Origin of the sequence: Streptomyces sp. CA-106110, assembly GCF_050936285.1 — a bacterium.
Taxonomy (GTDB): domain Bacteria; phylum Actinomycetota; class Actinomycetes; order Streptomycetales; family Streptomycetaceae; genus Streptomyces.
Window position 1 is genome coordinate 3,077,322 of sequence record NZ_JBNJNB010000001.1, and the last position, 15,975, is coordinate 3,093,296.

Sequence of the window (15,975 nt, forward strand, 5' to 3'; positions counted from 1 at the left end):
GGGCCCGGGGTCGTACGACGAGAGGGGACACCCATGCCGAAGGAGACGGCCGTCTACACGCACGGCCACCATGAGTCCGTGCTGCGCTCGCACACCTGGCGGACCGCCGCCAACTCGGCGGCGTACCTCCTCGGCTCCCTCAAACCGCACATGCGGATCCTGGACATCGGCTGCGGCCCCGGCACCATTACCGCGGACCTGGCCGAACTGGTCCCCGACGGCCGGGTCACCGGCGTGGACCGCGCGCCCGGGATTCTGGAGCAGGCCAGGGCCACGGCCGCCGGGCGCGGGCTGACCAATGTGGACTTCGCGGTCGCCGACGTGCACGCACTGGAGTACCCGGACGACACCTTCTGCGTGGTCCACGCCCATCAGGTGCTCCAGCACGTGGGCGACCCGGTGCAGGCGCTGCGCGAGATGGTCCGGGTGACCAGGCCGGGCGGCTTCGTCGCCGTCCGCGACGCCGACTACGCGGCGATGACCTGGTATCCGGCCTCCGAGGGCCTGGACGACTGGCTGGACCTGTACCGCCGGGTCGCTCGGTCCAACGGCGGTGAGCCGGACGCCGGGCGGAGGCTGAAGGCGTGGGCGCTGAGTGCCGGCCTCCGGGAGGTCACCGCGACCTCCAGCACCTGGACCTTCGCCACGGCCGAGGAGCGTGACTGGTGGAGCGGGCTGTGGGCGGACCGGACCGTCGACTCGGCGTACGCGGACCGGGCGGTGGAAGGGGGGCACTCAACCCCGGTGGAACTGCGGGCCGTTGCGGCGGCCTGGCGGGAATGGGGGCGGCGGGAGGACGGCTGGTTCTCGGTCCTGCACGGCGAAATCCTGGGCCGGAAAGAGGCCTGATCCGCACGGTCGGCGATCAGTCGCGCGGAAGCAACGGCCCGAGCGGCCCGAGGTCCAGATTCAGGTCCTCGGGCCGCAGGCCGTAGCGGAGCCGCAGTTCGGCCATACGGTCCTCGAGCAGCATCAGCGTCAGCCCGATCCGTTCCTCCTGGTCCTCGGTCAGCTCCCCCGTGTCGAACCGGCGCAGTGCCTGCCGCTCCATCAGCTGGCGGAGCAGTTCCACGACGGTGAGGACCAGCTTGACCAGGTCACGCTCCACGGTGTCGGGCTCCAGGTCCAGCCGGTTGCGCCGCTTGCCGGGCGTCCTGTCGGTCATGGTGCTTCGGCCTCCGGCCAGGGCGAGGGGACTTGTGCGTTGACAGAGCTGATCAAGGCGTTCAGATCGATGCGGACCAGATCGACGTCCGCGATGCGCAAGGTGATGTCGCCGGTGATCACGACCCCGCCCGCGAGCAGCCGGTCGAGCAGGTCGACCAGGGCGATCTCCCGGTGCTCGACGGCGGTCACGGCGCACCTTCCGAAAGTCCCGTGAAGGAATAGGCAGCCCATGGGCCGGTGAGTTCCACCCGGATTCCGGGAGTGTCGTCCTCGGTGCGGTCCACCCATTCCACGAATTCCTCGGAATGGGACCGGGGCACCAGATAGGAGGCGTTGAGTACATTGCGCCCCGAAGCCCCAGAGAGCGTCGGGTTCTGAGGAGCGTGCAGCCGGGAGTCCTCGGCCTGCGCCGAAAGCCTTTCATGGAGCCGGCGCGCGAATTCCTCCGCTTTCTGCCACTTCTCCTCGTGGGCCATGGTCTGCATACGGCGCCGGCGGAGGTAGTCCCGTCCCGAGGCGGCCCGCTCCGCGGGGCGGACGTCCGCCCGCGCCTCCTCATCGGCCGCCTCGCCCGTCTCGTCCTTCGTCTCCTCCTCGACGTAGACCTTGACGCCCCATTCGACGCGCCCCTCCAGCCGCTCCAGAGCCCGCCGGAAGTCCTCCTCGCGTTCCTCGATCATCACGCGGACGCCGCTGTCGTCACGGAACACGGTGCCCAGCCGCAGCGGCAGCGCAGTGGTCACGCCGGTGAGCGCGTCGATGACGTTCTGGTGGGCGCGGGCCGTGGCGGTGAGCCACTCCAGGTCCTCCAGATGCTCCTTGAGCGGCTCCTCGGCGAAGTCCTCCTCGGCGACCTGGCTGAGCACGGCGATGAGCCCGTGGTGTTCCAGCTGCCGGGCCGGAACGCCCGCCACCCCCGTCAGCTGGGCCTGGAGAGGGGCGCTGAGGGGGCGGCAGACCGCGTAGACGTAGCGCAGCGCGGTCACGACGACTCCTTTCTACGGCGAGTGCGAGTGCCCTCGACCTGCTGCGGTTCTCTGCGGCGAGTGCGAGCGCCCTCGACCTCCGCCGGTCTGCTGTGCCGGGACAACGGTCATACCGACCGGTCCTCCTTGTCTGTCGGGTCTGTCGGAATGTGCGCGGGACCGCGGTCTACTGGCGACCGCCAGGCCGATGTGCGTCGGCCCTCCCGCGCTCGTAACGGCGAACGCGCCGGTATCCGGTGAGCTCACCGTCGGCGGTGAGCTCCACCTCGTAGCTCGCCAGAAGGCTCATGGTGTCGGGGACCCGGGCGAGCTCCAGGACCTCGATCTGCAGTTCCCAGCCGTCCTCCGTACGCTCGAAGGACGACACGGACTCGGGGGTCATGCCGGTCAGCTCCGCGAACTGGGCACGTGCCTCGTGCACCACTTCTGTGGGGCGCAGCCGGCCCTTGGCCGAACCGCCCCCTGAGCTTTTGGGCGAATCCCGTGAATTCGATGCGCTTGATGTGTTTGACATGGCGACCTCGTTAAGCCGAGTGCCCAGTGTCTTCCGCACAAACCTGTGAAGTTGGTTTTCGGCCGTACGCCATACGGCTCCGGCATGGTCGGCCGGCGGCTGACCGGGGCAGGAAAGAGCTGTTCACCGTGTGCGAGAGAGCGACTGCGGGGTGTCGTCAGCGGAGCGCTTCGAGGCGCCTGCGCGCCGGACCGATCGCGCGCGCCCTCAGCCCGTCCCAGGGCTCGGTACGGGCCTGGTCCAGCGCGTCAGCGACGGTCCAGCGGCGGGCGTCCAGCCCCGGGTCGTCCAGTTGGTCCCAGGACAGGGGCATGGCCACCGGGGCGCCCGGCAGGGCCCGGACGCTGAAGGGGGCGACCGCGGTCTGCGCGTAGGCGTTGCGCTGCACGTCCAGGTAGAGCCGGTCGCCGCGGTCCTTCTTGCGGGCGGCCGTGGTGAGCAGGTCGGGGTGGGCGTCGGCGAGCGTCTCGGCCACGTCCTTGGCGAACTCGCGTGCCTCGTCGAAGTCGTGGTCGCCGCTGACCGGCACGACGACGTGCAGCCCCCGCGAACCGGTGGTCATCAGACCGGACGGCAGCCGGAGTTCGCCGAGGAGTTCCTCCAGCAGCTGTGCGGCGCGCCGTACTTGGCCGAAGTCGTCGCCTCGGGTCCCCTCGTGCCTTTCGGGCACGGAGGGGTCGAGGTCGAAGACGATCCGGTCCGGCCGCTCCGGCCTGCCGACGCGGGAGAGCCAGCGGTGCAGGGTCAGACAGGCCTGGTCGGCGAGGTAGACGAGGGTGGCCGTGTCGTCGCACACGGTGTGGCAGACCGTGCCGCCCTCCTTGGGCACCTCGACGCGGTGGATCCAGTCCGGGTAGTGCTCCGGGGTGTTCTTCTGCATGAAGCGCGGTCCGCCGACACCGTCGGGGTGCCGCTCCAGCATCAGGGGGCGGCCGCGCAGATGGGGCAGCATGAAGCGGGCGACGGCGCGGTAGTAGGCGACAAGGTCCGCCTTCGTGTACTCCTTGCCGTCACCGTCGCCCGGGAACAGCACCTTGTCCGGCCGGTGGATCTCCACCTCACGACGGCCCACCCGCACGGCGCTCGTGCCGGTCATGGCGCTCCCTCCGTCACCGCACGACGGCGTGTTCCACCAGCAGCCGCACGGCGGCGGCGATGGACTCGGCGTCGATGCCCGCGGCGTGGAGCTGCTCGGCGGGGGTCGCCGAGCCCGGCATCGTACGGACGGCGAGGCGCACCAGACGGGGCACCGGGCGCCCGTCGGAGAAGGCGTCGAGGACCGCGTCGCCGAGGCCGCCCTCCGCGCGGTGGTCCTCGACGGTGAGCAGGCAGCCGGTGTGCTCGGCGGCCTCACGCAGGGTGGCCCGGTCGACCGGCTTGACCGAGTAGAGGTCGATGACCCGGACCGGTATGTCCTGCTCGGCCAGGTGGTCGGCGGCCTTCAGCGCCTCGTGGACGGTGACGCCGGCGGCGACGACGGTGAGCCGGTCCTCGGGGGAGGTGCGCAGCACCTTGCTGCCGCCGACCGGGAACTCCTCGGTCGGGCCGTAGATGACCGGTGTCTTCCCGCGCGAGGTGCGCAGATAGCGGATGCCCTCCAGGCCGGCCATGGAACCGACGAGCTTGGCGGTCTGGTTGGCGTCGCACGGGTACAGCACGGTCGACCCGTACACCGAGCGCATCATGGCCAGGTCCTCGAGGCCCATCTGCGAGGCTCCGTCCTCGCCGATGGAGCAGCCCGCGTGCGACCCGACCAGGTTGACACCGGAACCGCTGATGGAGGCCATGCGAATGAAGTCGTGGGCGCGGGTGAGGAACGCGGCGAACGTCGAGGCGTACGGCACCCAGCCGCGCGCCGCCATGCCCACCGCGACCCCGAGCATCAGCTGCTCGGCGATGTAGCACTCGAAGTACCGCTCGGGATGCTCCTTGTGGAAGTACTCGGCGCGCGTGGAGTCGCCGACCTCGCCGTCGATGGCGACGACGTCGCCTCGGGCGTGGCCGAGCGCGGCGAGCGCCTGGCCGAAGGCGTCACGGGTGGGGACCTCGTCGCCGACGTCGTAGCGCGGCAGATCGAGATGGCCGCCCTGCACGGCGTGCAGCACCCGGGCCGCGGGCGGCTGCTGCACCTCGACGCGCAGGTGCCGCACGCCGCCCAGCTCGGCGATCGCCTCGTCGGCGTCGGGCAGCGGCTTGCCGTGCATGCCCTCGCGGCCCTCGACGGACGGGACGCCCTTGCCCTTGAGGGTGCGGGCGAGGATCACGGTGGGCTGGCCGGTGGTGGACTCGGCCTCGGCGTACGCGCGGTCGACGGCATCCACGTCGTGCCCGTCGACCTCGATGGTGTGCCAGTCGAAGGCCTTGAAGCGGCGCGCGTAGGCGTCGAGGTCGTGGCCGTGGCGGGTGGGGCCGCGCTGGCCGAGGCGGTTGACGTCGACGATCGTGATCAGGTTGTCGAGGTGCTCGTACCCGGCGTGCTCGGCGGCCTCCCACACGGACCCCTCGGCCAGCTCGCTGTCCCCGCACATCACCCAGACCCGGTATCCGGTGCGGTCGAGCCGCTTCCCGGCCAGGGCGATGCCGACGCCGACGGGCAGGCCCTGGCCGAGCGAGCCGGTCGCCGTCTCCACCCAGGGCAGCCGGCGGGGCGTGGGGTGTCCTTCGAGGCGGCTGCCGAGCTTGCGGAAGGTGAGCAGCTCGGTCTCGTTGATCGCTCCCGCGGCCTTGTAGGCGGCGTAGAGCAGCGGCGAGGCGTGGCCCTTGGACAGGACGAACCGGTCGTTGGCCGGTTGCGCGGGGCGTTCGAAGTCGTAGTGGAGGTGGTTCGCCAGCAGGACGGCCATCAGGTCCGCGGCGGACATCGAAGAGGTCGGGTGCCCGGATTCGGCCGCCGCGGCGGCGCGGACGCTGTCGACGCGCAGTTGCTGGGCCAGTTCGTGCAGCTGACGGGTGTTCATGTGGTCTCCTCCGTGCCGTGGGGGCGCCCCTGCTCGCCCGGAACCGTCGAGAGCGAGGGGGTGTCCGGGCCTCCGGGTACCCGGGCCAGTTCGGGCGACGCCGACTCCAGGGGCACGGACCAGGAGCGGACCAGGCCCAGCTGGACGGACTGCCGTGGAAGTACGGCGTCCAGGAGCCAGTCGGCGACGACCCGGATGCGGTTGCCGGGCATCGCGGCGAGGTGGTAGCCGCGGGTGACGGCGCCGGCGAGCGGCCCGGACAGGGGCACGCCGAGCGGATTGGCGGCGGCCTGGACGCCGGCGAGGTCCACGACGAAGCCCAGGTCGCGATGGCGGTAGACACGCCTCGAGCCCATGCCGAGGGAGGCCGCGACATTGTGGGCGGCCACCTTGCCGTGCCGCCAGGCGTGCTGCGCGGTCATCGGCGTGTACTGGCCGGGCTTCTCCAGATCGGGGACGGCGGCCGCGTCCCCGCAGGCGAACACCTCGGGCTGACCGGGCACCTGGAGGTACGGGTCGACGAGCAGCCGTCCGCGCTCCAGGGGGCGTCCCAGCCCTTCGACGATCGGGTCGGGGCGTACGCCCACGCACCACACCAGTGTGCGGGTGTCGACGAACTCGCCGTCGGTCAGCAGCACCCCCTCGTGCGTGGCCTCCTTCACGGAGGTCCCCATCCGCACGTCGACACCGCGCCGACGCAGCACGCGGTCGGCGGTCCGGGAGAGCCGCTCGTCCATCTCGGGCAGCACGCGCGGCGCGATGTCCAGCAGCATCCAGCGCGGCCGCATACCGTGGCGCAGCGGGTGCTGCCGTACCAGCTCGTCGGTGAACAGCTGCCCCTGGGCCGCGACTTCGGTGCCGGTGTAGCCGGCGCCCACCACCACGAAGGTGCAGCGGGCCGAACAGTTCTTGGGATCCTCGGCCGCGGCGGCCAGCTCGATCTGACGGACCACGTGGTCGCGCAGGTACAGCGCCTCGGGCAGTCCCCGGAAGCCGTGTGCGTGCTCGGAGACACCGGGGATGGGCAGCAGTTTGTTGACACTGCCCACGGCGATCACGAGCCGGTCGTAGCCGAGCGTGCCGCCCTGGCCCTCGGGGTCGGTGTAGTGCACGGTGCGGGCGTCGAGGTCGATGCCGTCGGCCTCGCCGAGCACCAGCCGGACATGGCGCAGCGAGCCGGTGAGCGAGACGGTGACGCGCCGCGGGTCCAGGATGCCCGCGGCCACCTGGGGCAGCAGCGGGAGGTACAGAAAGTAGTCGGTCGGGTTGAGCAGGGTGATCTCGGCCCGGCCACGCGTCAGCCGGGACAGGGTGCGGGCCGTCTGGTACCCGGCGAATCCGGCACCGACGATCAGGATGCGGGGTCGACTCACGTTCGCCTCCGGCGCGGTCGTCGCGGACGTCGTTGCGTCTGCCTGGCGGGCGCACGAATGCCACCCGTACGAGACCTTCCGCGTCCCCCTGGTCGGGGCGCCCAAACGCCACCGGACGGGCGTTTCGCCCTCAACCCCGGCGGTTACCCGGCCCGGGACCGATGCGGTAAGCCCCGTTTCCGGAGGTTCCCCCATGACCGAGTACGGCTATTTCCTCTCGTGCGAGGAGTTCGGTCCCCCGGACCTGATCGACCAGGCGAGGATGGCCGAACAGGCCGGATTCGAGGCGCTGTGGATCTCGGACCACTACCACCCGTGGAACGACGCTCAGGGTCAGAGCCCGTTCGTGTGGTCGGTGATCGGCGCGGTCTCGGAAGCGGTGTCGCTGCCGATCGAGACGGCGGTGACCTGCCCGACCGTGCGGATCCATCCGGCGATCGTGGCGCAGGCCGCCGCGACCAGCGCGGTGATGACCGGTGGCCGGTTCCGGCTCGGCGTCGGCACGGGCGAGGCGCTCAACGAGCACATCCTGGGCGGCGCCTGGCCGCCCACGAACGTGCGCCTGGAGATGCTGGAGGAGGCGATCCAGGTCATACGCCGGCTCTTCTCCGGCGAGGAGGTCAGCCACTACGGCACCCACTACACGGTGGAGAAGGCCCGCCTCTACACCGTGCCCGACGAACCCGTCCCGATCGACATCTCCGGCTTCGGCCCCGCAGCGACGTCGCTCGCGGCCCGCGTGGGCGACGGCTACATCACGATGACGCCCGAGGAGTCGATGGTGACGCAGTTCCGCAAGGGCGGAGGCGGCGCCAAGCCGGTCAGCGGCGGCACCAAGGTCTGCTACGGCACCGACCGCGACGAGGCCGTCCGTACGGCGCGCAGGCTGTGGGCCAATGAGCTGCTGCCCGGCGAGATGGGCCAGGTGCTTCCCTCGCCGAGGCACTTCGAGCAGCTGCAGCCGCTGATCACCGAGGACATGGTGCGTGAGAAGAGGGTGTGCGGGAACGACGTCGACGAGCATATGGCGGCGCTGACCGCGTTCACCGACGCGGGCTTCGACCGGGTCTATGTCAACCAGATCGGTCCCGACCAGCGTGGCTTCTTCGACTTCTACCGCACGAAGGTGCTGCCGCAGCTGCCGCGGTAAGCCGACCGGTGTCAGCCGGGGCCGACGGCGCCGTCCGCCCCCGCTGACACCGGTCGCCTGCCGTTTTCGGCCCTCCGCGGCCCGACGGCCGATCTGCCGTGGTCAGGCCTCCGGGACCGATACATCAGCCACGACGGCGGAGACCAGCGGTCACCACGGTGGCCAGGCCGCCCACGAGCAGCCCCGCGCCGATCCTGGCCCGGTTCCGGGACAGCCATTCCTCCGGGCTGCCGTACAGGGCCTGGCCGTCGAACCGGCCGTGCGCCCCGAAGTCCCGGCCGTGCGGACCGTCGGCGGGCGACCAGAGGTTTCCCGTGCTCTCGTGCTCACCCTTGTCCTGCTGCGCGTCGTATCCCGTGCGGGCGAGATAGCGGTCCAGCAGCCCCGGGGCCATGGCGTTGGCGATCAGCGTGGCCGCCGTCGAGCCGCCCACCCAGTACTCCCGGCGCCGCGGGTGCCCGGCCGCGTGGACGATCGCGCGTGCGGCGACCTCGGGCTGGTAGACGGGCGCGACCGGTCGCGCCCGTCCGGGCATCCGGTTCAGCACCCAGTCGAACTGCGGGGTGTTGAGGGCGGGCAACTGCACCATCGTCGTCCGCACCCGGGACCCGTCGTGCAGCAGCTCGCACCGCAGCGACTCGTTGAAGCCCTGGATCGCGTGCTTGGCACCGCAGTACGCCGACTGCAGCGGGATCCCCCGGTACGCCAGCGCCGACCCGACCTGGACGATCGTGCCGTGGTCCGCGGGCAGCATGTGCCGCAGCGCGGCCCGCGTGCCGAACACACAGCCGAGGTACGTCACTTCGGTGACCCGGCGGAACTCGTCCGGCGCTACCTGTGTGAACGGTGCGAAGACGCCGGCGAAGGCGTTGTTGACCCAGACGTCGATGCGCCCGAACATGTCCACGATCTGCTGCGCCGCGTCCTCGACCGCCCGCGCGTCGGCGACGTCGACGGGGACGACGAGCGCCTCACCGCCGGCGCGCCTCACCTCGTCCGCGGCCGCGGCGAGGCCCTCGCGGCCCCGGGCCAGCAGGGCGACCCGGTCGCCACGGGCGGCGAAGGCCAGGGCCGTGGCCCGGCCCACGCCTCCGCTGGCCCCGGTCACCACGACCGTTTTGCGGTGCCTCGGCAGGGCTCCCGACCACGCCCCGGTCATCGCTCACCGGGCCCGGTGGTGCGGGGCTTCGGGGTCCGGACCCGGCCCAGCCGTCCCCGGAGCACCGGGTGCGGAGGGCGGTACCGGCGGGTAGGGCATGCCGGCCCCGCCCGACGGCGCGCCGGGCGCCGTGGCGCCGAGGGTCCTGCCGCCGGCACCCGTCGTAGCGGACCCGTGGTGGTGACCGCCGGCGCGGGCCGCGCCGCGCAGCAGATATGCCGCCACGCCCAGCACCGCCGCCGTGATCAGCGCCGCGGCCCACGCGGGCAGACCGAGGGAGAGCGCGAGGCCCAGGGCGAGCGCCACCGCGGCGCCCGCGTACAGGCCGACGGCACCGGACGCGGCGTACAGCGCTGCCGTGCGGCGCTGCTTGCGCGTCTGCTCGCGCAGCTCGTCGCGCACGGCCTCACGGGCCACCTGTGCCAGCTCGTCGACCAGGTCCTTGTCCAGATGTTCCAGATGATCCAAGCGGTTCATGCCCGCCGGGTACCCGGGCCGGGACATGCCTAACGCCTCGGAGGCGGGCTCGCCCCGCCCCCCGCAGCCCGGAACACGTCCGCGGCGATCTCCTGTCCGGGCCGTTCCAACCAGGCTCGTGCGCAGGGAGATTCCCGAGCCGCGCCGGGGGTGCCCCCGGTCCGAACGGGATCGAGGGTGAGGTATCCGCGCGGGCGACCTGGCGGCCCGCCCTCCTGTCACACCGGCCGGTCCCCCTCCTCGGGCCGCATCCGGAAGTCGTACCGTGCCGGCAGCGGGTCGTCGGTGACCCGGGCCCACAGCTCGCTGATCGTCTCCGCGCCCTCCCGCAGGTCCGCCACCTCGAACCCCGCGTCGAAGACGGCCCGTGCGCCTTCTGGATCGCCCTCGGCGAGCAGCAGCACCGCCCCGGTCAGCCGGAAGCGGCCGCGCTCGCGCGTCGCGGGATGCAGACGGTGCCACACGGCGCGCGCGTCGGCCACCCGCCCCACGGCCAGCAGCGCCTCGATCGCCTCTCGGCCGAGCGCCGCCGTGGCGGCCGTCCAGCTCTCCCCGTCGTCGCGTCGCTCCTGGCACAGGTCGTCGAAAGCCTCCGCCCAGCGGTCGGCCGCCCGCTGCCGGTCGCCGGCCTCCTTGTCCGCGACGGCGAGGCAGCGCAACAACGGCCACAGGGACGGCGCGAGTTCGAGCGCGCGCTCCCAACTGCGCACGGCCTGCGCCCGATCGCCCGCATGCCACTGCGCGACCCCCAGGTGGTACTCCGTCAGCGGCCGGGCGGGCGCGGTCTCCAGCATGTCCCGCCAGTGCGGCGCCACCAGTGTCTCCCCGGGCGGACCGACCCGTCGCGGCTCGGGGAAGGAACCCGTCCGCAGCAGCTCCCGCCACGGAGCCTGCGCGTCGCCGAGGGTCTGCTCATCGAACGGTGTGCCCGGCAGTTTGTCACCGGTGCGCAGCACTTCCAGCGCGCCCCAGCCGGAGCCGACCGCGAGCACCTCGCCGGGTTCGGCGTCGGCGCAGGGCCGCCACTGCTCGTACGCCGCCTCGACCGCAGCACGCGGCAGCGCGGCCTCGAGCCCGGCCTCGGCCCCCTCCAGAACGGCGGCCCACTCCCCCTCCCGCGCCGTGTTCAACTGCCCGTACGCCTCCAGCCACGACACCTCGCTCCCGGCGTCGAGCCGTACGTGCTCCAGCTGGGTGCGGGCGAGACCGGCCTGGATCTCGCAGTAGCCGCCGGTGCCCGGTTCGGTGAGCCATTCCTGCCAGCGACGCCCGCCGGTGCCCGTGCCCCACACGAACAGCTTCCGCCCGCGCAGCACATCGGTGGACGTCTGCACCAGTCCGCTGCCGTCCTCGCCGAGCGCGGCGATCCAGCGGCGCCGTCCGTCGGGCACCTCGTAGAAGTAGTCGGCGGGGTGGACGCTGTTCGCGGGGTAGGTGCGGTCCACACCGTCGTACACGGGCATCGAAACCCGACTCAGCCGGCGGGTGTACCCGAAGTGCCACGCCTCGTCCGCCGGGGCCAGGACCCGGCACTCCTCCGGGACCGCGATGTTGGACCACCAGTACACGGGCGCGGGCTTCTCGTGCGGATTGCGGATGCGGACGCCGACGTACAGGAAGTCGGACCCCTCCGGCAGCCACAGGTCGACCTGGAAGGGCAGGTCACGCAGGCGTTCCCACTCCCACAGGCGCAGCATGGGGCCGCCGTCCGGCGCGGTGACGCGGGCCGCGTGCAGGGGTGAGCAGGAGAGAGCCGTGTGCCCCGTGGCACCGATGTTCCACTCGATGCCGCCGGAGAACCAGGCGCCGTTGAGCGCGAAGCACGCGGGCTGGAACACCGGGTTGCGGTAGAGGAGTTCACGGCCGGTCGGCTTGTGGAACAGCGACGCGATCCGCCCGCCGAGACCGGGGAGGACGGTGACGCGCAACCGGTCGTTCTCGATCACGAGGGTGTCCAGGTCCTGGGACTCCCGCGCTCTGCCGTAACCGTCCCTGACCCGCACGGGCAGCAGGCTGTGCAGCGGCGCGTAGCCGATCTGCCGGGCCATGTCGCCGGGCAGGTCCTCTCTGTCGCGGTCCTCGATGCGGTGCATCTCGTCGAGCGGCCGCAGCGGGGGCAGCGGATTGTCCGGGCCCAGCGCCGCGGCGGGCAGCGTCATTGCGTCCCGTCGGATGGTCGTCACCATCACCATGGAACCCGTCCACCGCCGAGCCGACCAGGGTGCGTGCCGGTCAGGATTCCGCAAAGGAGGACACAGCTCCCTGCACGAGGAGCGTCCCGTCCGCGCTCTCCAGGCGCGGATCGGGGTCCTGGACGATGTTGCGGGGGCCGGCGCGCCACAGGGAGACAGGCGGTGCGGAGGCCGGTGGACGCAGGCCCAGGTCGGTGGGAACGTCCGGGGCGACGCGCGTACGCGTCCGGCTCACCTGCCGACCATCTCGACGGTGATGGCCCAGCGCTCGTGGTCCCGCCAGGCCCCGTCGACGTAGATCATGTCCGGGGAGAAGCCCTCGAGGCGGAAGCCGCAGCGCCGGGCGAGGGCGATCGAGGCCGCGTTACCCGGCTGCACATTGATCTCGAGGCGGTGCAGCCTCATGGGTCCGAAGGCGTACCGCACCACCAGGCCGAGCCCCTCCGCCATCAGCCCGCGCCCGACGGCGTGTGCGAAGGCGCCGTAGCCGAGAGCACCGCACAGGAAGCCGCCCTCGACGATGTTGTTGATGTTGATGAACCCGGCGATGCCCCCGCTCTCCTTCTCGCACACCAGGAACCCCGCCCGCGTGGGGTCCTGGATCAGCCGTCCGGCATAGCCGACGTAGGCCTCCGCACCGGTCGGCGGGTACAGCCACGGGTGATGCAGATCCTTGCTCTCCCGCGCCCGGGCGGTGAACTCGGCCTCGTCCTCGTAGGTGAAGTGGCGTATGCCCACGCGGGGGCCTTCGGCGAGATATCCACGGGTCTTCGGCACCTCGCCACAGTACGTGCAGGGCGTCACCCGTGCCGACCCGTCAGCAGCCCTCGACCACGCCGGTGACCGGCGGCACCGGCCACGGCGGCATGGTCACCAGGGGGCACGAGCGGCGTGATCCCGGTCTTACGGGTGCTTCCGAGGCGCTCCCGGACACGCGGACCGGCCCCAGCCTGATCAGGGCCGGACGACGCCCCTGTGCGGGACGGATCATGGGTCTCGGCGGGCCGGCCGTCGGCCGGGGATGTTGACGGCATCGCCTCGGCACCTGCATTGGCGGAGGATCTGGTGGTCTTTGAGGCGGGCGATGGTGTGTTCAGCGGCCGCTTGCCGTTTGGGGAACCTTCGGTAGGTGCGGTCTTCGATGATGCGGCCGTTTGGTCCGCTGCGTGGCGTGCGAATGCGGTCGATGCCGCGGTAACCGCCGGCGCCTGAGAGTCTGGGATGGTCGGGCAGCGTTGGTGCGAGGGGTGCTCGGAAGACGACGGCGTCGTTGCGGTTGCCCGGCCACGCCGCCCCGACAGCCACGAGCCGGCGGTCACGGGCCCGGCAGGCGATCTGCACGTTCACGCTGCGCCGGTAGTTCTTGCTTTTCGCAGTGCGGGATTGGTCGTGGAGGGGAATGAGTGTGCCGTCAACAATCCAGAGTTCTCGTCGATCGGTGAGCGGTGGACCGAGGAGATCGTCGAGGGGTTTCGCAAGCCGGTCGATAGTGCGGTGCGCTGCAGCATGAGAGATGCCGAACAGGACACCGAGTTGCTGCATGGTCAGGTTAGTGCGGTAGGCAAGCACGATGAGAAGGACCCGGTCTGCACATGGGAGTGCTCAGGGGCGCCCGTTGCCCGCGTCGGGTTTGAGTTCCCACAGTTGCTGGACGAGGTGGTGGAGTTGCGGTCCGGTCAGGCCGCCTGTCCACGCACACAGGTCAGCAAGCGTAGAGCCGGACCTGCTGCCGGGCTGGGGGCTGTTGTCAGTGGGGGCATGTAGCTTCGGTGTTGGTTGCCGTGCTGCCGACGGTGCGGACAGGCACCTGTTGTTGGGACGTTGAAAGGAGGTGGGTTTTCGGTGAGCGTTGAGATGCTCGAGACGGTGCCTGCCTCCGACGACGCGCCGGCCCGCCGGTTCCGCGGGAAGAACAAGGGTGTCCGGTGGAAACGAGGCGAGGACACCGAACTTGCGGTGATTCGCCTCCCGTTGGATGTTCACGACCTCGCGTCTGTGCACCGGGTTGAGCAGCTGTTTTCCTCCATGTGGTCGGTGAAACGCGCTCTGCAACGCGACGCACGTGCCGCGGTCGACGCGTACTGGGCCGGTGACGTGCGCCGGGAGGCGGATGCGAAAGCCTGGCGGATTGCGCTGGGTCTGACCCGGGAGGGTATGGAACGCCGCGCGTACCGGCACATCGAGAACTCCGGTCATCTTGGGCATCACGTCACCAAAGCACTGGTGATGCACCAGGCTGACGAGGTCTTCGAGACGTCGATAAGGCGGCACTTGTTCCCGGATGCGTCGGGTCGCAGGTTCGGGCGCCCGAGGGTGGGCCGCTGGTGGGACTACACCCGGATCCCCGGCCGGGCCCGATCACATACCACCGCCCGGAAGTGGGAGACGTTCCGCTTGCACGGCACGCTTGCCGGGCACCTGGACGTCTACCGGCACCGCAGCCTTGAACCTTCGGTGGCTACACCGGAGCAGGCAGCGGCACTTCCGGCAGGGAAGAGGGTGCTGGAGCAGCCGCGTCGTCTGCTCGCGCCTGCACGCCCCACAGGCCGCATACCGACGGGTGAAGTGACACCGAAAGGCACACCGAAGACCCGGGCTGCTACGTGGTGGGACCACGCCGGCCCCCTGGCCGTCGTGTTCAGCGGGGGTGCTGCTTCGCAGCGCGGGGACCTGGTCCTGCCCGTGCGACTGCCGTCCGGCTCCGGCCGGTGGCCGCGGCTGCTGCACTTCCTGAACAACCCGGACACGCGGCACAAGGTTGATCTCGTTCGCCGCCGCGACGCCGGATCCCCTGGCGGGTGGGCCTACGAAGCTCACCTGATGGTCCTTGCCGGAGGTTATGCGTCGCCTGCGACAAGGGCCCGGCGGAAGGCCGCGGCTGGATCGCAGCGTGTGGGCGGGATCGACGGGAACGTCTCCAACCTGTCCGTCGTCTCCCTTCCGGATACTTTCGACCCCGACGACGGGCCCCTGCACGTAACCCGAGTGGAGCTCACCGAGACGGAACGTGCCGCGCTCGAGCAAGCCCATCGCAAGGAGCGTGGCCGCAAACGGGCTCTCGACCGCTCCCGCCGGGCGACCAACAACGCCCAATACCAGCCATCGAAACGGCAACAGGACCGCGCGGAGCGGCGCCAGGCCGCAGGCCTGCCGGCCCGGAACGTTGAGGTGCCTGGAGGAGCCCGGGCCGCAAAGAAGGCCGGTGTTCCCAAGCAGGCGTACCGGCGTGACGCCCTGTCGGCCGGTTACCGGTTCGACCGGGCCCGGCTCGCGGAGGCGGCGGCGACCGCGGCCGCGGCGCAAGACCATCGCGCCCGGCGCATCGCAGAACAGATCGTTGCCGGACACGGCAACCGGCTGGTCGTCGAGGACTGCGACATTCGCACCTGGTTCCGGCTATGGGGGAAGGCCTTACAGGCCACGACTCCTGGACGGGTCATCACCGCGATATCCCGCGAATGCGAGAAGGCCGGCGGCTGGCTGTTGCGCGCGTCCACGTTCACCACCCGCCTGTCCCAGAGGTGTCTGTGCGGCGAACGGGTCGCCAAAACCCTCGCCGACCGGATCCACACCTGCCGAGAGTGCGGGCTGATCGGCGACCGCGACTTGGTGTCCGCCCTTCTCGCCGCCCACGTCTACCTCGGCGATCCGGACGACCCCAGCACTGCGTGCCTGGACACTGTCCAGGCGCGCAGCACACAAATCTTGTTCCAAGCAGGGCTGCAAGAAGCCCTGTCGAGTCAACCGCAGCGCGGTGCCCGCCCCAGCCCGGGCCGCACCCACGCGGCAGCTTCTGCCCCGAACACCTCGGGACAACAGGCCTCTGCTCGACACAACACCGACGACCGGTACCGGCCCACCCCGAATGAGACCCGACCCGCAACCACGCGGCACAAGGCCCACGTCGGAACAGCCGTCCGCACGGAGAACGCGCCACCCACGCGCGCACGCTCTGCACCGGAACTGGTCGACCGGCATCACACCAGCATCACGTGATGAC

16 protein-coding genes and 1 pseudogene are annotated in these 15,975 nt (G+C 71.3%); 3 read left to right on the top strand and 14 right to left on the bottom strand.

The genetic code is table 11. The annotated features are described in order from the left end of the window. Positions 1-33 precede the first annotated feature (33 nt). The gene (locus ACQEXA_RS14100; protein WP_432939679.1) at positions 34-849 is read left to right on the top strand and encodes a methyltransferase domain-containing protein; all 816 of its coding nucleotides are present in this window, start codon (positions 34-36) and stop codon (positions 847-849) included. A 16-nt stretch (positions 850-865) separates the two neighbouring features. Here the strand turns inward: ACQEXA_RS14100 and ACQEXA_RS14105 are convergent, their stop codons facing one another. The 7 genes from ACQEXA_RS14105 to ACQEXA_RS14135 form a co-directional block, all read right to left on the bottom strand. Beyond that, entirely contained in the window at positions 866-1,165 is a 300-nt protein-coding gene (locus tag ACQEXA_RS14105; RefSeq protein WP_432934566.1) for a gas vesicle protein K, read from the bottom strand. Next, on the bottom strand, positions 1,162-1,356 hold the full coding sequence (locus ACQEXA_RS14110; RefSeq protein ID WP_359410249.1) for a gas vesicle protein: 195 nt from the start codon (positions 1,354-1,356) through the stop codon (positions 1,162-1,164). Before ACQEXA_RS14110 ends, ACQEXA_RS14105 begins: the two co-directional genes overlap by 4 nt. Further along, positions 1,353-2,153, bottom strand: coding sequence for a GvpL/GvpF family gas vesicle protein (locus tag ACQEXA_RS14115; RefSeq protein WP_432934564.1), 801 nt, complete (start codon positions 2,151-2,153; stop codon positions 1,353-1,355). The genes ACQEXA_RS14110 and ACQEXA_RS14115 overlap by 4 nt, the downstream gene beginning before the upstream one ends. Before the next feature lie 166 nt (positions 2,154-2,319). Next, positions 2,320-2,667: a gas vesicle protein gene (locus ACQEXA_RS14120; RefSeq protein ID WP_432934562.1), complete on the bottom strand. Its 348-nt coding sequence runs from the start codon at positions 2,665-2,667 to the stop codon at positions 2,320-2,322. Positions 2,668-2,824: 157 nt separating this feature from the next. Beyond that, positions 2,825-3,763 (bottom strand): non-homologous end-joining DNA ligase, encoded by a 939-nt coding sequence (gene ligD / locus ACQEXA_RS14125; protein ID WP_432934560.1) that lies wholly within the window; start codon positions 3,761-3,763, stop codon positions 2,825-2,827. Positions 3,764-3,776: 13 nt separating this feature from the next. Then, positions 3,777-5,624 carry a transketolase gene (locus ACQEXA_RS14130; RefSeq protein WP_433130131.1) on the bottom strand — a complete coding sequence of 616 codons (1,848 nt, stop codon included), beginning with the start codon at positions 5,622-5,624 and terminating at the stop codon, positions 3,777-3,779. Continuing rightward, a complete protein-coding gene (locus ACQEXA_RS14135; RefSeq protein ID WP_432934556.1) occupies positions 5,621-6,997 on the bottom strand; it encodes an NAD(P)/FAD-dependent oxidoreductase in 1,377 nt (458 codons plus the stop codon). Before ACQEXA_RS14135 ends, ACQEXA_RS14130 begins: the two co-directional genes overlap by 4 nt. Before the next feature lie 193 nt (positions 6,998-7,190). Between ACQEXA_RS14135 and ACQEXA_RS14140 the strand changes: the two genes are divergently transcribed. Beyond that, positions 7,191-8,147, top strand: a complete 957-nt coding sequence (locus tag ACQEXA_RS14140) for an LLM class F420-dependent oxidoreductase (protein ID WP_432934554.1) — start codon at positions 7,191-7,193, stop codon at positions 8,145-8,147. A 124-nt stretch (positions 8,148-8,271) separates the two neighbouring features. On the opposite strand, the gene ACQEXA_RS14145 is transcribed toward ACQEXA_RS14140, so the two are convergent. The 7 genes and pseudogenes from ACQEXA_RS14145 to ACQEXA_RS14175 all read right to left on the bottom strand — a co-directional run. Continuing rightward, positions 8,272-9,306: an SDR family oxidoreductase gene (locus ACQEXA_RS14145; protein WP_433130133.1), complete on the bottom strand. Its 1,035-nt coding sequence runs from the start codon at positions 9,304-9,306 to the stop codon at positions 8,272-8,274. 3 nt (positions 9,307-9,309) lie between these two features. Beyond that, entirely contained in the window at positions 9,310-9,783 is a 474-nt protein-coding gene (locus tag ACQEXA_RS14150; protein WP_432934550.1) for a phage holin family protein, read from the bottom strand. 218 nt (positions 9,784-10,001) lie between these two features. After that, the gene (locus ACQEXA_RS14155) at positions 10,002-11,975 is read right to left on the bottom strand and encodes a DUF5107 domain-containing protein (protein WP_432934548.1); all 1,974 of its coding nucleotides are present in this window, start codon (positions 11,973-11,975) and stop codon (positions 10,002-10,004) included. 40 nt (positions 11,976-12,015) lie between these two features. Beyond that, positions 12,016-12,210, bottom strand: coding sequence for a hypothetical protein (locus ACQEXA_RS14160; RefSeq protein WP_432934546.1), 195 nt, complete (start codon positions 12,208-12,210; stop codon positions 12,016-12,018). Then, positions 12,207-12,752, bottom strand: coding sequence for a GNAT family N-acetyltransferase (locus ACQEXA_RS14165; RefSeq protein WP_432934544.1), 546 nt, complete (start codon positions 12,750-12,752; stop codon positions 12,207-12,209). The genes ACQEXA_RS14160 and ACQEXA_RS14165 overlap by 4 nt, the downstream gene beginning before the upstream one ends. A gap of 210 nt (positions 12,753-12,962) precedes the next feature. Further along, the gene (locus ACQEXA_RS14170) at positions 12,963-13,463 is read right to left on the bottom strand and encodes a transposase (RefSeq protein ID WP_433134555.1); all 501 of its coding nucleotides are present in this window, start codon (positions 13,461-13,463) and stop codon (positions 12,963-12,965) included. Further along, positions 13,446-13,562: pseudogene (locus tag ACQEXA_RS14175) on the bottom strand (transposase family protein); the annotation flags it as partial. The pseudogene ACQEXA_RS14175 and the gene ACQEXA_RS14170, both read right to left, overlap by 18 nt. Before the next feature lie 255 nt (positions 13,563-13,817). On the opposite strand from ACQEXA_RS14175, the gene ACQEXA_RS14180 reads away from it, so the two are divergent. Continuing rightward, on the top strand, positions 13,818-15,971 hold the full coding sequence (locus ACQEXA_RS14180) for a zinc ribbon domain-containing protein (RefSeq protein WP_433130135.1): 2,154 nt from the start codon (positions 13,818-13,820) through the stop codon (positions 15,969-15,971). Positions 15,972-15,975: the final 4 nt, after the last annotated feature.

What these genes read in the sequence shown, in the direction of transcription:
- ACQEXA_RS14100 (WP_432939679.1), top strand. Translation starts at nt 34, where the DNA reads ATGCCGAAGGAGACGGCCGTCTACACGCACGGCCACCATGAGTCCGTG.
- ACQEXA_RS14105 (WP_432934566.1), bottom strand. Translation starts at nt 1,165, where the DNA reads ATGACCGACAGGACGCCCGGCAAGCGGCGCAACCGGCTGGACCTGGAG.
- ACQEXA_RS14120 (WP_432934562.1), bottom strand. Translation starts at nt 2,667, where the DNA reads ATGTCAAACACATCAAGCGCATCGAATTCACGGGATTCGCCCAAAAGC.
- ligD (WP_432934560.1), bottom strand. Translation starts at nt 3,763, where the DNA reads ATGACCGGCACGAGCGCCGTGCGGGTGGGCCGTCGTGAGGTGGAGATC.
- ACQEXA_RS14130 (WP_433130131.1), bottom strand. Translation starts at nt 5,624, where the DNA reads ATGAACACCCGTCAGCTGCACGAACTGGCCCAGCAACTGCGCGTCGAC.
- ACQEXA_RS14140 (WP_432934554.1), top strand. Translation starts at nt 7,191, where the DNA reads ATGACCGAGTACGGCTATTTCCTCTCGTGCGAGGAGTTCGGTCCCCCG.
- ACQEXA_RS14145 (WP_433130133.1), bottom strand. Translation starts at nt 9,306, where the DNA reads ATGACCGGGGCGTGGTCGGGAGCCCTGCCGAGGCACCGCAAAACGGTC.
- ACQEXA_RS14150 (WP_432934550.1), bottom strand. Translation starts at nt 9,783, where the DNA reads ATGAACCGCTTGGATCATCTGGAACATCTGGACAAGGACCTGGTCGAC.
- ACQEXA_RS14155 (WP_432934548.1), bottom strand. Translation starts at nt 11,975, where the DNA reads ATGGTGATGGTGACGACCATCCGACGGGACGCAATGACGCTGCCCGCC.